General features: G+C 72.4%; 15 protein-coding genes and 1 pseudogene. 4 read left to right on the top strand and 12 right to left on the bottom strand.

The window, feature by feature from the left end; translation table 11 throughout:
• From G3I53_RS24200 to leuA, 4 genes and pseudogenes are all read right to left on the bottom strand, one after another.
• Positions 1 to 280: pseudogene (locus G3I53_RS24200) on the bottom strand (hypothetical protein); the annotation flags it as partial.
• Positions 281 to 360: 80 nt separating this feature from the next.
• Positions 361 to 2,214, bottom strand: coding sequence for an SCO2524 family protein (locus tag G3I53_RS24195; protein ID WP_164338545.1), 1,854 nt, complete (start codon positions 2,212 to 2,214; stop codon positions 361 to 363).
• A gap of 110 nt (positions 2,215 to 2,324) precedes the next feature.
• Positions 2,325 to 3,029: a TerB family tellurite resistance protein gene (locus tag G3I53_RS24190; RefSeq protein ID WP_164338546.1), complete on the bottom strand. Its 705-nt coding sequence runs from the start codon at positions 3,027 to 3,029 to the stop codon at positions 2,325 to 2,327.
• Between the two features lie 215 nt (positions 3,030 to 3,244).
• A complete protein-coding gene (leuA, locus tag G3I53_RS24185) occupies positions 3,245 to 4,966 on the bottom strand; it encodes a 2-isopropylmalate synthase (protein WP_164338547.1) in 1,722 nt (573 codons plus the stop codon).
• Between the two features lie 328 nt (positions 4,967 to 5,294).
• On the opposite strand from leuA, the gene G3I53_RS24180 reads away from it, so the two are divergent.
• The 3 genes from G3I53_RS24180 (at position 5,295) to G3I53_RS24170 (ending at position 8,096) form a co-directional block, all read left to right on the top strand.
• Positions 5,295 to 6,362 (top strand): M4 family metallopeptidase, encoded by a 1,068-nt coding sequence (locus G3I53_RS24180; RefSeq protein ID WP_164438763.1) that lies wholly within the window; start codon positions 5,295 to 5,297, stop codon positions 6,360 to 6,362.
• 98 nt (positions 6,363 to 6,460) lie between these two features.
• A complete protein-coding gene (locus tag G3I53_RS24175; RefSeq protein WP_164333484.1) occupies positions 6,461 to 6,727 on the top strand; it encodes a protealysin inhibitor emfourin in 267 nt (88 codons plus the stop codon).
• Positions 6,728 to 6,785: 58 nt separating this feature from the next.
• Entirely contained in the window at positions 6,786 to 8,096 is a 1,311-nt protein-coding gene (locus tag G3I53_RS24170; RefSeq protein ID WP_164333485.1) for a GH1 family beta-glucosidase, read from the top strand.
• A gap of 13 nt (positions 8,097 to 8,109) precedes the next feature.
• Here G3I53_RS24170 and era read toward each other — a convergent pair whose 3' ends face one another.
• The 8 genes from era to G3I53_RS24130 form a co-directional block, all read right to left on the bottom strand.
• Positions 8,110 to 9,063, bottom strand: coding sequence for a GTPase Era (gene era / locus G3I53_RS24165; RefSeq protein ID WP_164333486.1), 954 nt, complete (start codon positions 9,061 to 9,063; stop codon positions 8,110 to 8,112).
• A gap of 128 nt (positions 9,064 to 9,191) precedes the next feature.
• Positions 9,192 to 9,671 carry a hypothetical protein gene (locus tag G3I53_RS24160; protein WP_164333487.1) on the bottom strand — a complete coding sequence of 160 codons (480 nt, stop codon included), beginning with the start codon at positions 9,669 to 9,671 and terminating at the stop codon, positions 9,192 to 9,194.
• A 215-nt stretch (positions 9,672 to 9,886) separates the two neighbouring features.
• The gene (locus G3I53_RS24155; RefSeq protein WP_164333488.1) at positions 9,887 to 10,240 is read right to left on the bottom strand and encodes a cytidine deaminase; all 354 of its coding nucleotides are present in this window, start codon (positions 10,238 to 10,240) and stop codon (positions 9,887 to 9,889) included.
• A 16-nt stretch (positions 10,241 to 10,256) separates the two neighbouring features.
• Positions 10,257 to 10,616: an MmcQ/YjbR family DNA-binding protein gene (locus G3I53_RS24150; protein WP_164333489.1), complete on the bottom strand. Its 360-nt coding sequence runs from the start codon at positions 10,614 to 10,616 to the stop codon at positions 10,257 to 10,259.
• Entirely contained in the window at positions 10,613 to 11,923 is a 1,311-nt protein-coding gene (locus G3I53_RS24145) for a hemolysin family protein (protein ID WP_164333490.1), read from the bottom strand. Before G3I53_RS24145 ends, G3I53_RS24150 begins: the two co-directional genes overlap by 4 nt.
• Entirely contained in the window at positions 11,920 to 12,417 is a 498-nt protein-coding gene (gene ybeY / locus G3I53_RS24140; RefSeq protein WP_164333491.1) for an rRNA maturation RNase YbeY, read from the bottom strand. The genes G3I53_RS24145 and ybeY overlap by 4 nt, the downstream gene beginning before the upstream one ends.
• Before the next feature lie 12 nt (positions 12,418 to 12,429).
• Positions 12,430 to 13,500 (bottom strand): PhoH family protein, encoded by a 1,071-nt coding sequence (locus G3I53_RS24135; protein WP_164333492.1) that lies wholly within the window; start codon positions 13,498 to 13,500, stop codon positions 12,430 to 12,432.
• 128 nt (positions 13,501 to 13,628) lie between these two features.
• Positions 13,629 to 14,783, bottom strand: a complete 1,155-nt coding sequence (locus G3I53_RS24130) for a PfkB family carbohydrate kinase (RefSeq protein WP_164333493.1) — start codon at positions 14,781 to 14,783, stop codon at positions 13,629 to 13,631.
• A gap of 300 nt (positions 14,784 to 15,083) precedes the next feature.
• On the opposite strand from G3I53_RS24130, the gene G3I53_RS24125 reads away from it, so the two are divergent.
• The coding region (locus G3I53_RS24125) for an MFS transporter (RefSeq protein ID WP_164438762.1) at positions 15,084 to 16,233 on the top strand (1,150 nt) is incomplete at its 3' end.

Below are 16,233 nucleotides of genomic sequence, written 5' to 3'. Positions count from 1 at the left end.
CGGCCCGCGCGTCCGTCTTCGGTGCCGGCTGCTCCGGCGGTGCCCGCAGGTGGGCGACGGCCACCGCGCCCAGCGCGCACAGCACGGCGGCGGCCAGGTGCCGCCCGGGACCGTCCTCGGGACTCAGCAGCGCGGCCACGCCCCACACGACCAGACCGGCGACGACGCCCACGACCAGGTTCCTCCGCCGCCGCGACACGGGCGTCCCCCGCCGGTGTCCGGCGGCCCCGCGGGCCAGGTCCGGCCTGTCCGGGGCGTCGGGCGGCTGTGCTGTGCTCATGGAAGCCCCCTGAGGGAGTGGACGGTCGGGCGTCGGCCGTGGTGTTCGGCTTCCGGGCGGCATACCTGGTGGCGAGCACGTCAACAGGGCGGATCGCTCGGCCGAGTGTGGGTGTCGAGCTCCCGGAGTACGTCGAGTTCCCGGAGTACGTCGATGGCTAAGGCGAGCGCTGTGCCGGGCCGCTCATCGATCAAGGCGCGGGCGTGGTCGAGCCGGTCCCTGATGCGGCTCAGTTGCTGTCCCGTCTTCCCGTCGACCGTCATGTCCACGTGCAACCGCTCCCACAGGCCGGTGGCTTCGGTGAGCAGGTCACGGGCCGGCTCCTCCAACCTGGGACTGGTCAGGACCGGTTGCCGGTACAGGGACGCGGCAGCGACGAGGCCGTCGGTGAGATCCGAGGTGAGCAGCCAGAGCGGCAGGCGGTCGGTCCCAGGCACGTCCGGGTGATCCGCCGTCCGGCCTTCCCGGAGACTCACGGCCCCTCCCCGGTTCCGCCACCGCTCCCACAGGTGCGCGTACGTCTGCTCGGCCAGGGACAGCAGGCGGTCCCGCGCGGCGCTGTCCTCCACGCGTGCGGCCAGAGCCAGGGTGCGCCTGAGCAGCTGGGCCGAGAAATCGTCCGTGCGCCACCCCAGAAGCGGACCGGACCGCTCGGACCCGGTCAGCGGCAGGGTGACGCCCGGGTCGTGCAGGGCGAGGGCGGGGCCGTGGCGCACGGCTCGGCTGGTGATGCGGGCCCGGTCGGCGAGGCGCTCCAGGACGGTGACGGTACGCGGCACGTCGTGGCGGTGGACGGCCCGGCGACGGAGCAGGTCGTGAACGACTATGCCCGCCACGGAGAGGGAGTGGTGCTCCGACTCCGGCCCCTGGCCGGGGATGCGCCAGGGGATGTCCTCACGGGGCCGGCGCCGGTCGCTGAAGCGGGCGGCGAGCGACCAGTACCGCTCGGCGAGTTCGCACCGCAGGCGCAAAGCCTCGGCGAAACGCTGCTGGACCGGGTCGAGCAGTCCCAGCGTGAGGGTGCGTTCCGAGAAGAGGCCCTGCACGGCGTCCAGCGCGACGAGGGTGAAGTACGGGTGGGGCGGTGGGGCGGCGATACCGTCTCGCTGGCCGGGGAAGGGCACGTCCTTCTCCCCGGTGATCCGGGGCGCGTCCCGTACCACTCCCCAGGTCCAGCCGCACTCGAAGAGAGTGTCTCGGTGCATGAGCTCATCGACCTGGATACCCAGGGCGAGACTCTGCACGATCACGTCGCGCAGGGGGCGGGACCTGCGGTGGAACTCCCGGAGTACCTCATGGTCGGCAGCCTTGTTCGGTCCGAAGAGCACGAGCAGCCGGCGCGCCCGCGCCGATTCCGGGTCGACGACGTCGACGGTGAAGGAGCGCAGCAGGCCGATCATCGCGGCGGTCAGCCGGGCGGACGTCGCTTCCATCAACACGTCGATCCTCACGCCTGGTTCGGACGGGGAGGAAGTCTCCCGGAGGACCTTCAGGAAGCCGAGGGCGGCGAGGCAGAGGGTGACGGAGCGGGCGCAGGAGCCGACGACGTCCAACGCGCGCTGCCGGTCGGTGGGTTCGGCGCCACATCCGGGGTCGGCGTGCAGGCAGGATCCCGCGGTGAAGGAAGGGGTGCCGTCGTCCGCCGTGTGGGTGTGCAGGAAACGGCTCAGCTCGGTGATCAGGTGGGCGGGGACGGCCCGTCGGTCACCGAGCGGTGCGAGGGCGGCCAGCACGTCCCGCTCGGTGAGGTCCGGCTGGTCGAGGCGGAACGTGGGGACCTCGGTCGCCGGGTACAGCAGGCACAGCAGCCGCTCGGCGTCCGTGAGGCTGTCGGGGTGCTCGGTGCCGAGGCCGACGGGTTCCTCGCCGATGGCGTGGTGGCGGGCCACCGCGGCCCAGATGTCCAGCAGATGCCGGCGCGGCTCGATCCGCATCCCGTAACCCCCCGTACAGGTTGCCTTGCCCTGTGTGAGGGAATCGTCCCCGCGACGGGGCCGTCGCAATCCCGGACTTCCCGGCCGGTGCGTGCGTCGGCGCCGACGCGCTACGACGGTGTTCTGGCCGCCGTGAGGAGCCGGGTGACGTCGTCGGAGCAGATGGTGAGGGCGGCGCCGACGGTGGCGAGGGCGTCGCGTTCGGCCGGGGTGTAGGGGCCGTCGGCGAGGGCGATGCGGGCGCCCTGGAGGAGGATCGATTCGCGGCCGGCGGCGGCGAGGTGCGGGGCGAGCGGGTCGAGGGCCTCGTGGAGTTCGATGGCGAGGCCGGCCGCGCAGGGTTCCCCGGTGAACCGGCCGGTGTCGGCGGCCAGGTCGTCGACGAGGGAGGCCAGCTGGTCCTCGGTGCAGTCGTCGAAGCCGGCGGCGCGGACGGCGGTGACGGCCGTCTCAAGGGCGGCGCGCGAGCAGGTGCCGCCGGCGGCCAGGACGGCGAGGGCGACGGTGTGCACGGCGTCGCGGAGCATCGCGGAGAAGCGGGTGGTGGTCGGGTGGTCCAGGACGTCGGTGCCGAAGTGGCGGCGGCAGGCGGCGCACTCGACGACCGGGCCGGTCGCGCCGCGGGGCAGCACGGGCACGCCGAGGAGGGAGAAGCGGCGCTGTCCGGTCAGCCGCTGGTAGTTGCGGTCGCCTCCGCAGCCGGGGCAGAAGAACTCGCCGTCGCCGACCGGGGTCCACGCCGTGCGGGTGCCCAGCAGGCGCGACAGCCCGGAGGCAGCAGCGGCACGGCCGTTCGGTTCCCGTCCTGGCAGCACGTCGCACCTCCACAACTCCCCCGCTGCCGGACGGCGCGGGCGGTGCCCCCACGGCACCATTGCCGCTTGCGTGATGTTAGCCACATCTGTGAGCCGGAGTCAGCACCTCGGACGAGACCTCTCCGTGACCTCCACAGGTCTTTGGCCGGTATACGACGGGGGCTCCGCCCGCCCACGGGGGCGGACGGAGCCCTGGGGTCCGTCGAAGCGGCTGGTCAGCGGGCCACGCGGTTGACGGCCGAGACGACCGCCTTCAGCGAGGCGCGCGTGGTGTTCGCGTCGATTCCGATCCCCCACAGAACCTTGTCGCCGATGGCGCACTCGATGTAGGAGGCGGCCTGCGCGGAGGCGCCCTCGCTCATGGTGTGCTCCTGGTAGTCCAGCAGGCGCACGTCGACCCCGATGGCCTGGAGGGCGTCGAAGAAGGCCGAGATCGGACCGTTGCCGGAGCCCGTCAGGGTCGTCTGCTCGCCGTCGACGGTGGCCTCGACGGTGAGGGTGTCCACGCCGTCGCGGTCGGTGGTGGACTGGCCGTTGGCGACCTGGATGCGGCCCCAGGGGTTGTCCGGGTTCGGCAGGTACTCGTCCTGGAAGACGGCCCAGATGTCGGCGGGGGTGACCTCGCCGCCCTCGGCGTCCGTCTTCGCCTGGATGATCTTCGAGAACTCGATCTGCATCCGGCGCGGCAGGTCCAGCTTGTGGTCGTTCTTCAGGACGTAGGCGATGCCGCCCTTGCCGGACTGCGAGTTGACGCGGATGACGGCCTCGTAGGAGCGGCCGACGTCCTTGGGGTCGATGGGCAGGTACGGGACGGCCCACTCCAGGTCGTCGACGGTGACGCCCTTGGCCTTCGCGTCGGCCTCCATGGCGTCGAAGCCCTTCTTGATGGCGTCCTGGTGGGAGCCGGAGAAGGACGTGTAGACCAGGTCGCCCACGTACGGGTGGCGCGGGTGGACGTCCATCTGGTTGCAGTACTCCCACGTGCGACGGATCTCGTCGATGTCGGAGAAGTCGATCTGCGGGTCGACGCCCTGCGAGAACAGGTTCATGCCCAGGGTGACCAGGTCGACGTTGCCGGTGCGCTCGCCCTGCCCGAACAGGCAGCCCTCGACGCGGTCGGCGCCGGCCATGACGGCCAGTTCGGCGGCGGCCACGGCGGTGCCGCGGTCGTTGTGCGGGTGGACGGACAGGCAGACGTGCTCGCGGCGGGACAGGTTGCGGCCCATCCACTCGAACCGGTCGGCGTGCGTGGAGGGGGTGGAACGCTCCACGGTGGCGGGCAGGTTGAGGATGATCTCGCGGCCCGGGCCGGGCTGGTAGACGTCCATCACCGCCTCGCAGACCTCCAGGGCGAAGTCCAGCTCGGTGTCGGTGAAGATCTCCGGGCTGTACTGGTAGCCGAACTCGGTCTCCTCGCCCAGCAGTTTCTCCGCGTACTCCATCACCAGGCGGGTGCCGTCCACGGCGATCTGCTTGATGTCGTCCTTGGAGCCGCGGAAGACCACGCGGCGGAAGACGGGCGCGGTGGCGTTGTACAGGTGGACCGTGGCGCGCCGGGCGCCCTTCAGGGACTCCACCGTGCGCTCGATCAGGTCCTCGCGGGCCTGGGTCAGTACGGAGATGGTGACGTCGTCCGGGATGGCGTCCGGGTCCTCGATGATGGAGCGGACGAAGTCGAAGTCGGTCTGGCCGGAGGCGGGGAAGCCGACCTCGATCTCCTTGTAGCCCATCCTGACCAGCAGGTCGAACATGGCGCGTTTGCGGGCGGGCGACATGGGGTCGATCAGCGCCTGGTTGCCGTCGCGCAGGTCGGTGGAGAGCCAGCGGGGGGCTTGCGTGATCCGGTTGTCCGGCCACGTACGGTCGGGGATGTCGACCTGGTCGTAGCGACCGTACTTGTGGAACGGCATGGGGCTGGGCTGCTGGCGGTTTGCCATGGTGCGTGGGCTCCTCGGGGGTCCGCGGGGTGTCCGGATGGACGGCCGACGGCGCAGCGCCAAACTCCGCGGGGAGGGGGTCGGCCTCTACTACAGGCCCTCGCCGCGGCAGCTAAGGAGAAGCAGCCCGAAACGCATGATGCTCCGCAGCTTAACCGAGTCGTGCTGCGTGCGGGGGCGTGTATCAGTATGCGGGACCGGACCGGCAAAGCGGGCAAAAAGTGCTCGATACCACGCTCAGGGTGGACAAGACGGGCGTTGAGGGTTCATTTCACCCGTCATTGTCGCGGGTAGTGACAGTGGGATCACGCAGTGCGATGGTGCGCGTATGACCCGTCACGGGGGCTTCGAGCCCGTCTTCTGCACCATCGTCCCGCCCCACGTCCTCGACCGGCTGGCGCAGGCCGGCGACCCGGTGCTCGCCGGACCCGCGCGCCGCACCCTCCAGCGCGACGCCTACGAGCGCACCCAGCGCCGTCTGACCACGGTCGTCGGCGCCCGCGCCGTCGCCCCGCTCGCCGCCGAGCCCGGTACGCCGCACCGCACGGTCCACGACGCCGGTCACGGCACCGGGCTGCCCGGCCGGGCCGTGCGCGCCGAGGGCGACGAGCCCGGCCAGGACGCCACCGTCAACCGCGCCTACGCGGGCCTGGGCGCCACCTTCGAGCTGCTGCTGTCGGCGTACGGGCGCGACTCGATCGACGGCGCCGGGATGCCCCTCGTCGCGACCGTGCACTACGACCGCGACTACAACAACGCCTTCTGGAACGGCGAGCAGATGGTGTTCGGCGACGGGGACGGGGAGATCTTCCTCGACTTCACCCTCCCGATCGACGTCATCGGCCACGAGCTGGCGCACGGCGTCACCCAGCACACCGCGAACCTGGACTACTTCGGCCAGTCCGGCGCGCTCAACGAGTCGGTGTCGGACGTCTTCGGCGCGCTCATCAAGCAGTACTCGCTCGGCCAGACCGCCGCCGAGGCCGACTGGCTGATCGGCGCCGGGCTGCTCGCCCCGCGGGTCACGGGCACGGCGCTGCGCTCCATGAAGGAGCCGGGCACGGCCTACGACGACGACGTCCTCGGCAAGGACCCGCAGCCCGCGACGATGGACGACTACGTCCGCACCGGCCGGGACAACGGCGGCGTGCACATCAACTCCGGCATCCCCAACCACGCCTTCTACCTCGCGGCGACCACGCTGGGCGGGCACGCCTGGGAGCGGGCCGGGCAGATCTGGTACGACGTGCTGACCGGCGGGGAGCTGCGGCAGGACGCCCTGTTCACGGACTTCGCGACGCTGACGGTCAAGGCGGCGCGGGCCCGGTTCGGTCAGGGCGAGGAGCTGCTGGCGGTGACGAAGGCGTGGGAGCGGGTCGGCGTGCGGACGCTGTAGCCCGCGCGCCCCGCCGGCCGGACCCGCGGGCGCACGCCGGAGCCGTGCGCCCCCGCCCGGGTAGGCGTGACGTCCCTTCTCGTACTAGACAGGAACCCATGCGTATTCAGGTGCGGCGCACGGGCGGGTTCGCGGGCATCGAGCGGGAGGCCGAGGTGGACACCGCGGGCCGGGCCGACGCCGGGGAGTGGCACGCCCTGGCCGAGCGGGCGCTGGCCGCGGGCAGCGGCTCGCCCCCGGCGGGCGTGCCGGACGGCTTCGGCTACCGGATCACGGTCGACGGCCGCACGGTGTACTGCGCGGACCCCCGGCTGACCGACGAGCAGCGCGCGCTGGTCGCCCGCGTGCTGAAGGAGGGCGCGTAACAGCCGTTCGCCGCCGGGGCGTTGACTTCGATTACCGGCGGTACGGATGATCCGTGGCATGGCGACGACGAACCCGGTCCCCCGTTTCCCGGACGGCTTCCTGTGGGGTGTGTCGACCTCGGCGCACCAGATCGAGGGGGCGGCCGACGAGCGTGAGGCGTCCGTGTGGGACGTGTTCACGGCCGAGCCGGGCCGGATCCGGGACGGTTCGACCGCCGAGGTGGCCTGCGACCACGTGCACCGGCACACCGAGGACGTGGCACTGCTGGCCGGGCTGGGCGTGGACGCGTACCGCTTCTCGGTGTCCTGGCCGCGGGTGCGGGCCCGAGGCGGGCTGGACTTCTACGACCGGCTGGTCGACGACCTGTGCGCGGCGGGGGTGCGGCCGGTGCCGACCCTGTTCCACTGGGACCTGCCGGCCGGTCTGGACTGGCGGGAACGGGACACGGCCGAGCGGTTCGCCGCGTACGTGGCCGAGGTCGCCGGGCGGCTCGGCGACCGGGTGACGAAGTGGATCACCCTCAACGAGCCCGCCGAGCACACCCTGCTGGGCCACGCCCTGGGCATCCACGCGCCCGGACTGAGGCTGCTGTTCGACGCGCTGCCGGTGGCCCATCACCAGCTCCTCGCGCACGGTCTCGCGGTCCGCGCGCTGCGCGCGTCCGGCGCCCGCGACATCGGCATCGCCAACTCCCACGGCCCGGTCTGGCCCGCGTCTCAGGAAGCGGCGGACGTGGAGGCGGCCGGCCTCTACGACCTGCTGCTGAACCGCCTGTTCGCCGACCCGCTGCTGCTCGGGAGCTACCCGGACGGCCTCGGTGAGCTGATGCCCGGGGACGTGACGGCGGACCTGGAGATCATCGCCGAACCCCTCGACTGGTACGGGATCAACTACTACGCGCCGACCCGCGTGGGCGCCCCGCAGGGCACCGAGATCGACTTCGGAGGGGTCCGGATGCCGGCCGAACTGCCCTTCTCCGTACGGGAGATCACCGGCCGGCCGGTGACCGACTTCGGCTGGCCGGTGGTCCCGGAGGCCCTGACGGAGATCCTGACCGCCTTCCGCGACCGCTACGGCGACCGGCTCCCCCCGGTCGTCGTCACCGAGAACGGCTGCTCCTACGAGGGCGTCGACGACCCGGAGCGCATCGCCTACCTGGACGGCCACATCCGCGCCCTGCACCGGGCGCTGGAGGCGGGCGTGGACGTGCGGGGCTACTTCGTGTGGTCGCTGATGGACAACTTCGAGTGGGCGGAGGGCTACGCCCGCCGCTTCGGGCTGGTCCACGTCGACTTCGACACGCTGGAGCGCACCCCGAAGGCGTCGTACGCCTGGTACCGGGAGCTGCTGCGGGAGCAGCGCGGCTGACCCGCCGCCCGCCTCAGAACCCCAGCCGCCGCAACTGCTTCGGATCCCGCTGCCAGTCCTTGGCGACCTTCACGTGCAGGTCCAGGAAGACCGGGGTACCGAGCAGGGCCTCGATCTGCTTGCGCGACCGGACGCCGACGTCCTTGAGGCGCTTGCCCTTGGGGCCGATGACGATGCCCTTCTGGCTGGGGCGCTCGATGAACAGGTTGGCGTGGATGTCGAGCAGGGGCTTGTCGGCGGGGCGGTCCTCGCGGGGCAGCATCTCCTCGACGACGACCGCGATGGAGTGCGGGAGTTCGTCCCGGACGCCCTCCAGGGCCGCCTCACGGATCAGTTCCGCGACCATGACCTGCTCCGGCTCGTCCGTCAGGTCGCCCTCGGGGTAGAGGGCCGGGCCCTCGGGCATCAGCGGGATGAGGAGGTCGGCCAGCAGGCCGACCTGCTGGTTCGCGGTCGCGGAGACGGGGACGATCTCCGCCCAGGTGATGCCCAGCTCCTGGCCCAGCCGGTCGACGGCGATCAGCTGCTCGGCGAGCGCCTTGTTGTCCACCAGGTCGGTCTTGGTGACGACGGCGACCTTGGGGGTCTTCTTGATCCCGGCGAGTTCCTTGGCGATGAACCGGTCGCCGGGGCCGATCTTCTGGTCGGCGGGGAGGCAGAAGCCGATCACGTCGACCTCGGCCCAGGTGGTGCGGACCACGTCGTTGAGCCGCTCGCCGAGCAGGGTGCGCGGCTTGTGCAGCCCGGGGGTGTCCACCAGGATCAGCTGCGCGTCCGGGCGGTGCACGATGCCGCGCACGGTGTGCCGGGTGGTCTGCGGCCGGTTCGAGGTGATCGCCACCTTCTGCCCGACCAGCGCGTTCGTCAGGGTGGACTTGCCCGCGTTGGGGCGGCCCACGAAGCAGGCGAAGCCGGCCCGGTGAACAGCTTCGACCGGCGGCTCGGATGACTGGGTACGAACGCTCATGCCGCCCATTGTCCCTGATCCCCCGACCCCCGCGGCACCATGCACGCCCCGCGCACGCGCGCCGGGCTCCGGCGCGGGGCCGGGCCGGACACCCGTGGGGTTCCGGCCCGGCGGTCCGCCCGGGCGGATCAGTCGAAGACGAACGGGCCCGGCGACTGCGGTGCCGTCGCCGTGCAGGTGATGGTGATGAAGCCGAACGCGGTCACCTTCAGGGTGCCGCCGAAGGCCTCCAGGGTGTCCCCGGAGGCGACGGTGCCGGTGAGGGGACCGACCTCGAGGGCGTCGCCGGTCGACATGGCCGGGTTCTTGGTGCCCTTGAAGACGACGGTGCCGCCGCCCTCCTTCACCATCTTCAGCTCGGACGCCAGGGAGTCCTTGCCGATGGCCAGCGGCGCGGTGACCGCGGAGGTGTTGATGGTGACCGTGGCGGACGTGCCGTTCTGCGTCGCCGTCAGGGTGGCGTCGCCGCCGCCCCAGGTGCCGCAGTCGGCGTTGACGGTGGCCGACCCGGGGGCGACGGCCGCCGCGGCGGGGGCGAAGGCGAGTCCGCAGACCGCGAGGGTGCCTGCCGCCAGGGACAGGCCCAGTCCGTATCGCTTGCCTCTCATGGGATTCCGGCTCCCTTTCCGTGTGGGGGGAGTCCCGTGGGGGGACTCCGGTGGGGGAACTGTGCGGGGAACTGATCGGCTGACGGGGTCCGGACCCGCTGCACACCGGACCGGCCTGACGTGGCATCAGGTCGGCCCGGTTCCATTGATGCGCGAGAGGCAGCGCGCGACAAGGTTGAAATCTGGCCTATTTACCGCCGGTAACAGCAGGCGGGTCAGCCCGCCGGAACCGTCTCCCGCACGGTCCCGTCGGGACCGGCCAGCAGCACCGGAGTGGCGGGCCCGCCCAGGTCCCGTACCGCCGCGCGGTCCTCGTCCGTCACCGCACCGGCCTCGGTCACCACGGCCGCCGCCTCCAGGGACGTCGCCCCGGACGCCACCGCCATCGCCACCGCCGTCCGCAGGGCGCTCAGGCGGAGGGAGTCCAGGGCCACGGTGCCCGCGGCGTACGTGCGGCCGTTCCCGTCGCGCACGGCGGCACCCTCGGGCACGCCGTTGCGGGCCCGCGTGGAACGGGCCAGGGTGACGATCTTGTGGTCCTCGGGGTCGAGCGCGCTGCTGTCGGTCATGCCCCGAGCATACGGATCACGGCCGGTCCAGGCGCAGCCGGTCCGCGCGCGGCAGCCCGGCCACGACCAGGTCGTAGGAGTCCTCCACCAGCTCCCGGACGAGCCGGGCGGGCAGCGGGCCGTCCACCGTGACGGTGTTCCAGTGGCGCTTGTTCATGTGCCAGCCCGGGACGATCAGGCCGGGGTGCTGTGCCCGCAGGCGCACCGCGTCGTCCGGGTCGCATTTGAGGTTGACCTTCAGGGGCCGCGCGTCCAGGGCGGTCAGCGCGAACAGCTTGCCCAGGACCTTGAAGACGGAGGTCTCCGGGCCGAAGGGGAAGTCCTCGACGGCCGCGCCGAAGGACAGGCACAGGGCGCGCAGCTCCCGCGGGGTCATCCGGCCGGCTCCACGGGCTCGGGCGGCGGGGGCGGCGGGGCCACCGGCTCCACCAGCACCGTGACGATCTTGTTGCGGCGGCCGGCCGCCGCCTCCGCCGTCAGCCGCAGGGAGCGGCCGTCGGGGAGCTCGACCACGGACGATGCCTCGGCGATCGGCACCCGGCCGAGCGCCTTGGCGAGCAGGCCGCCGACGGTCTCCACGTCCTCGTCGTCGTACTCGTCCAGGTCGTACAGCTCGCCGAGATCGGTGATGTCGAGGCGGGCGTTGACCCGGTAGCGGTCGTCGCCCAGTTCCTCGACCGGCGGGATCTCCCGGTCGTACTCGTCGGTGATCTCCCCGACGATCTCCTCCAGGATGTCCTCGATCGTGACGATGCCCGCGGTGCCGCCGTACTCGTCGACCGCGACGGCGACGTGGTTGCGCTCCTTCTGCATCTCGCGCAGCAGGTCGTCCGCGTTCTTGGTGTCCGGCACGAAGAAGGCCGGGCGCATCGCGGTGGACACCAGCTCGTTCTCCGCGTCGCGGCTGATGTGCGTCTTGCGGGCCAGGTCCTTGAGGTAGACGATCCCGACGATGTCGTCCTCGTTCTCCCCGGTCACCGGGATGCGGGAGAAGCCGGAGCGCAGGGCGAGGGTGAGGGCCTGGCGGATCGTCTTGTAGCGCTCGATGACCACCAGGTCGGTGCGCGGCACCATCACCTCCCGCACCAGGGTGTCGCCCAGCTCGAAGACCGAGTGCACCATGCGGCGCTCCTCGTCCTGGATCAGCGACTCCTTCTCCGCGAGGTCCACCAGCGCGCGCAGCTCCGCCTCGGAGGCGAACGGGCCGCGCCGGAAGCCCCGGCCCGGGGTGAAGGCGTTGCCGATGAGGATCAGCAGGGAGGGGATCGGGCCCATGATCCGGGCCAGCGGCAGCAGGACGTACGCCGCGGCGGTGGCGGTGTTCAGCGGGTGCTGCCGGCCGATGGTGCGCGGGGAGACACCGACGGCCACGTAGGAGACGAGCACCATGACCGCTATGGCGACCAGCAGGGCCTCGGCGGTGCCGTCGAACGCCTGCAGACAGGCGTAGGTGACCAGGGCGGCGGCGGCCATCTCACAGGCCACGCGGACCAGCAGGGCCACGTTGAGATACCGGGTGGGGTCGGCGGCGAGCTGCGCGAGCCCGGAGCTGCCCCGCCGGCCGGACCGGACGGCCTCCTCGGCACGGAAGGTGGAGATCCGCGCGATGCCGGCCTCGGCGCAGGCGAACAGCCACGCGACGACGACCAGCGCGACCGCGCCGAGGAGGAGTCCGGGACTCATGACACGGTCGGCGCCGGGGACGGGCCGGTCAGGCCCTTCTCCGCACGCCAGCCGTCCACGATGGCGGCCTGCAGGCCGAACATCTCGGCCTTCTCGTCGGGCTCCTCGTGGTCGTACCCCAGCAGGTGCAGCACGCCGTGGACGGTCAGGAGCTGGAGCTCCTCGTCCATGGTGTGCTGCGTCGGCGCCTCCGCGCCCTGCCGGGCGGCGACCTCGGGGCACAGCACGATGTCGCCGAGCAGGCCCTGCGGGGGCTCGTCGTCGTCCTTGGACGGCGGACGCAGTTCGTCCATCGGGAACGACATGACGTCCGTGGGCCCCGGCAGGTCCATCCACTGGATGTGCAGCTGCTCCATGGCGCCGGCGTCCACGACGATCACCGAGAGCTCGGAGAGCGGGTGGATGCGCATGCGCGCCAGGGCGTAGCGGGCGATGTCGAGGATCGCCTGCTCGTCGACCTCGGTTCCGGACTCGTTGTTGACGTCGATCGACATCTGGTGCTCGGTCTACTTCCCCTTGTGCCCGGACCTGCCCCGGCCGCCCTTGTGGACGCCGTTCTGGGTGCCGTGCTCGCTGTCGTACTGCTCGTACGCGTCGACGATACGGCCCACCAGCCGGTGGCGGACGACGTCCTGCGAGGACAGGCGGGAGAAGTGGACGTCCTCGACGCCCTCCAGGATCTCCTGCACCTGCCGCAGACCCGACTTGGTGCCGGTGGGCAGGTCGACCTGGGTGACGTCGCCCGTGATCACGATCTTCGAGTCGAAGCCGAGGCGGGTGAGGAACATCTTCATCTGTTCGGGGCTGGTGTTCTGGGCCTCGTCCAGGATGATGAAGGCGTCGTTGAGTGTCCGGCCGCGCATGTACGCCAGCGGGGCGACCTCGATGGTGCCCGCCGCCATCAGGCGGGGGATGGAGTCGGGGTCGAGCATGTCGTGCAGGGCGTCGTAGAGCGGGCGCAGATACGGGTCGATCTTCTCGTACAGGGTGCCCGGCAGGAAGCCGAGCCGCTCCCCCGCCTCGACCGCGGGCCGGGTCAGGATGATGCGGTTGACCTGCTTGGACTGCAGGGCCTGCACCGCCTTGGCCATGGCGAGATACGTCTTGCCGGTGCCGGCGGGGCCGATGCCGAAGACGATGGTGTGCTTGTCGATCGCGTCCACGTAACGCTTCTGGTTGAGCGTCTTGGGGCGGATCGTGCGCCCGCGCGAGGAGAGGATGTTCTGGGTGAGGACCTGCGCGGGGGTCTCCTGGCCGTCGCTCTCACCGCTCTCACTCGCCTTGAGCATGGCGATCGAGCGTTCCACCGCGTCCTCCGTCATCGGCTGTCCGGTGCGCAGCACCAGCATCATCTCGTCGAACACGCGCGACACGAGAGCGACCTCGCCCGGATCACCGACCGCGCTGATCTCATTGCCCCGGACATGGATGTCGGCCCCCGGGAAGGCCTTCTCGATCACGCGCAGGAGGGAGTCGCCGGAGCCCAGCACGGTCACCATGGGGTGCTGGGCGGGGACGGTGAGCTGAACTCTCGCCTGCTCCTGCGCGGGGGTGTGAGCTGTGGGTGTCTGAGTCATGGGCCGGCGCTGAAGGCCTGCGATTCCTCCTCGTCAGGGCCGCGCAGCTGAGGGCGGCCTCGCGACTCCCAGGGTACGACGCGCGGGTGACAACGCCGAAGGGCTTTTCCGGGGGGGGTGTTCCCGCGTCAGGACGAGCTGCGGAAACCGATCGTGGGAACGGCCCGGCGCAGCGGCCAGCCGGGCACCGGCTCCTCGGGGAGCAGGTCCTGGAGGAACGCGTAGCGCCCGAGCTCCGCCGCGTCCTCGCCCTGCACGGACCGCACCTCGTGCCACCACGCCGCGATCTCCGCCCAGCCGGGCGCGGACAGCGAACCGCCGAACTCCTGGACGGACAGCGCCGCGGTGAGGCCGCCGAAGGCGAGCCGGTCGGCCAGCGGCCAGCCGGCCAGGCTGCCGGCCACGAAACCGGCCACGAACACGTCGCCCGCCCCGGTGGGGTCCAGCGCCTCGACGGCGATGGCGGGCACCTCGGCCGTCTCCCCGGTCCGCCGGTCGACCGCGTACGCCCCGTCGGCGCCGAGGGTGACCACGGCGACCGGTACGTGGGCGGTGAGGGCGTGTGCGGCGGTGCGCGGACAGTCGGTGCCGGTGTAGCGCATGGCCTCCTCGGCGTTCGGCAGGAACGCCTCACAGTGGCGCAGGTCGGGCAGCCCGGCCAGGGACCAGGTGCCGGTGTCGTCCCAGCCGACGTCGCCGAAGACGCGGGTGCCGCGGCTCGCCGCCTGCGCGATCCAGGGGGCGCTGCGGCCGGGGGTGAGGGAGGCGACGGCGGCCCGGGCGTGGGGCGGGCAGGTGGGGGCGGGCTCCTCGGGGGGCGGTTCGTGGCCGTGGGAGACCATGGTGCGCTCGCCCTCGTAGGCCATGGACACGGTGACCGGGGAGTGCCAGCCGGGGACGGTGCGGGAGGAGCCGAGGTCGATGCCCTCGCCCTGCTCGAGGGTGTCCCAGCAGTACTCGCCGTAGTGGTCGTCGCCGAAGGCCGCCGCGAGGGAGGTGCGCAGGCCGAGGCGGGCCAGGGCGGTGGCCATGTTGGCGACGCCGCCGGGGCTGGAGCCCATGCCGCGCGCCCAGGACTCGGTGCCGCGCACGGGGGCGGAGTCGAGGCCGGTGAAGATGATGTCGAGGAAGACGGTGCCGGTGAGGTAGACGTCGCAGCGCGGATCGGCGGGGGTGCGCAGGGCGGCCAGCGGGTCGAGGTGGGTGCGGCGGTCCGCCCCACGCGCCCGGCGGGCGGCGGTGTCGTCGCTGCTTCGTTCTCCGGCCGGCACGGTGGACGCCATCACGATGCGCTCCCTGACATGGTGCGGATCAGGCCAGTCTGCACCACGGCACCGACATCGCCACGGCGATCACCCCGGGAGCCGCTCCCACCTGGCGGAACGGGCCCCGGGAGGGGATTCGGCGACCGCTGCTACCCGGCCACGTGATCAGCAAACCAAATGTGACATGGATCACTCCAATGATCCTCCCGAATCGCTTCCTCCGCTTGATACAAATTGCCGGCGCGTTCCTGTCCGTCGACGGCCGTCGCTCCCACCTCGCCTTTCGTACCGTCCCCTTCGCACGCCCCGGGAACGCCCGTGTTCGCCCCTCGCACCACTCCCTGGCCCCTCGTCGCCCTTTTCACGGCCGGGTACCTCGCCCCGTACCTGCTGCCCACCACCGTCGGACGGCTGGAACGCGGGCTGGACCTGTCCCCCACCCAGGCCGGCGCCGTCGGCAGCGCGCTGCTGCTGAGCTCCGCCCTCGCCGGCTTCCTGCTCGCCGCCCGCGTCGAACGCTTCGGGGCCCGCACCCTCGCCCGGCTCGGTCTCGCCCTGGCCGTGCTCGGGTACGGCGGGGCGGCGCTCACCTCCGCCGTCCCGGCCGTCGTGGCCGGCGCGGTGATCGGCGGGTTCGGCTCCGGCACGGCGACGACCGTGGCGGCCACCCGGATCGCCGCCGAGCCGGACCCGCACCGCGGCTCCACCCTCGGCCTGCTGAGCGTGTCCGCGCTCGCGGGCGTCGTGTACCTGACGGTGCCCCACCTCCCGGGCCACGGCCTCACACTGGCCGCCATCGCCCTGACCGCGCTCGCCGTGTGGCCGCTGACGTCCCGGCTGCCCGGCCCGGCACCCGTCGCCCACCGCGCCGCCCCCGGCACCGGCCGGCTGCCGTACCGGCGTTCGGGTCCGGTCCTCGCGGGCGCCATGGTGTTCTGGTCCCTCGCGCAGAACGCCCTGTGGGGCATGAGCGGACGGATCGGCGTCACCCAGGCCCGCCTCAGCGAACCCACCGTCGGTGCCGTCTTCGCGGTGTCGCTGGGCGCCGGACTGCTGGGCGTCCTCGCGGCCGGCGCGCTGGGCGCCCGGCTGGGCCGGGCGCTGCCGATCGGCGGCGGCACGGTCCTCATCGCGGGCTGCATCGCGCTCACCGCCTCCGCGACCGGGCCGGCCGGCTTCGCCGCCGGGGAGATCGCCTGGAACGCCGTCTACCCGGCGGTGCTGTCCTATCTGCTCGGGCTCGCCGCCTCGCTGGACCCGCGCGGCCGCTGGGCGGTGCTGGTCGGGTCGGCCTCCTCGCTGGGCACGGCGGCCGGTCCGCTGACCGGGAGCGTGCTGTCCGCGCAGGCCGGCTTCCCGGTGATGGGCGCGGTGCTCGGCGCCGGCCTGCTGCTGGTGGCGGCGCCGCTGACCGCGGTCGCCCTGCACACCGGCGGGCGCCCGCTGCTGCCGGGCGCGGTCCGCCGCC

Source organism: Streptomyces sp. SID14436, assembly GCF_010548465.1.
Classification (GTDB): Bacteria; Actinomycetota; Actinomycetes; order Streptomycetales; family Streptomycetaceae; genus Streptomyces.
The sequence above is the reverse complement of the archived record's forward strand: the minus strand, read 5'-3'. Positions and strand labels throughout refer to the sequence as shown.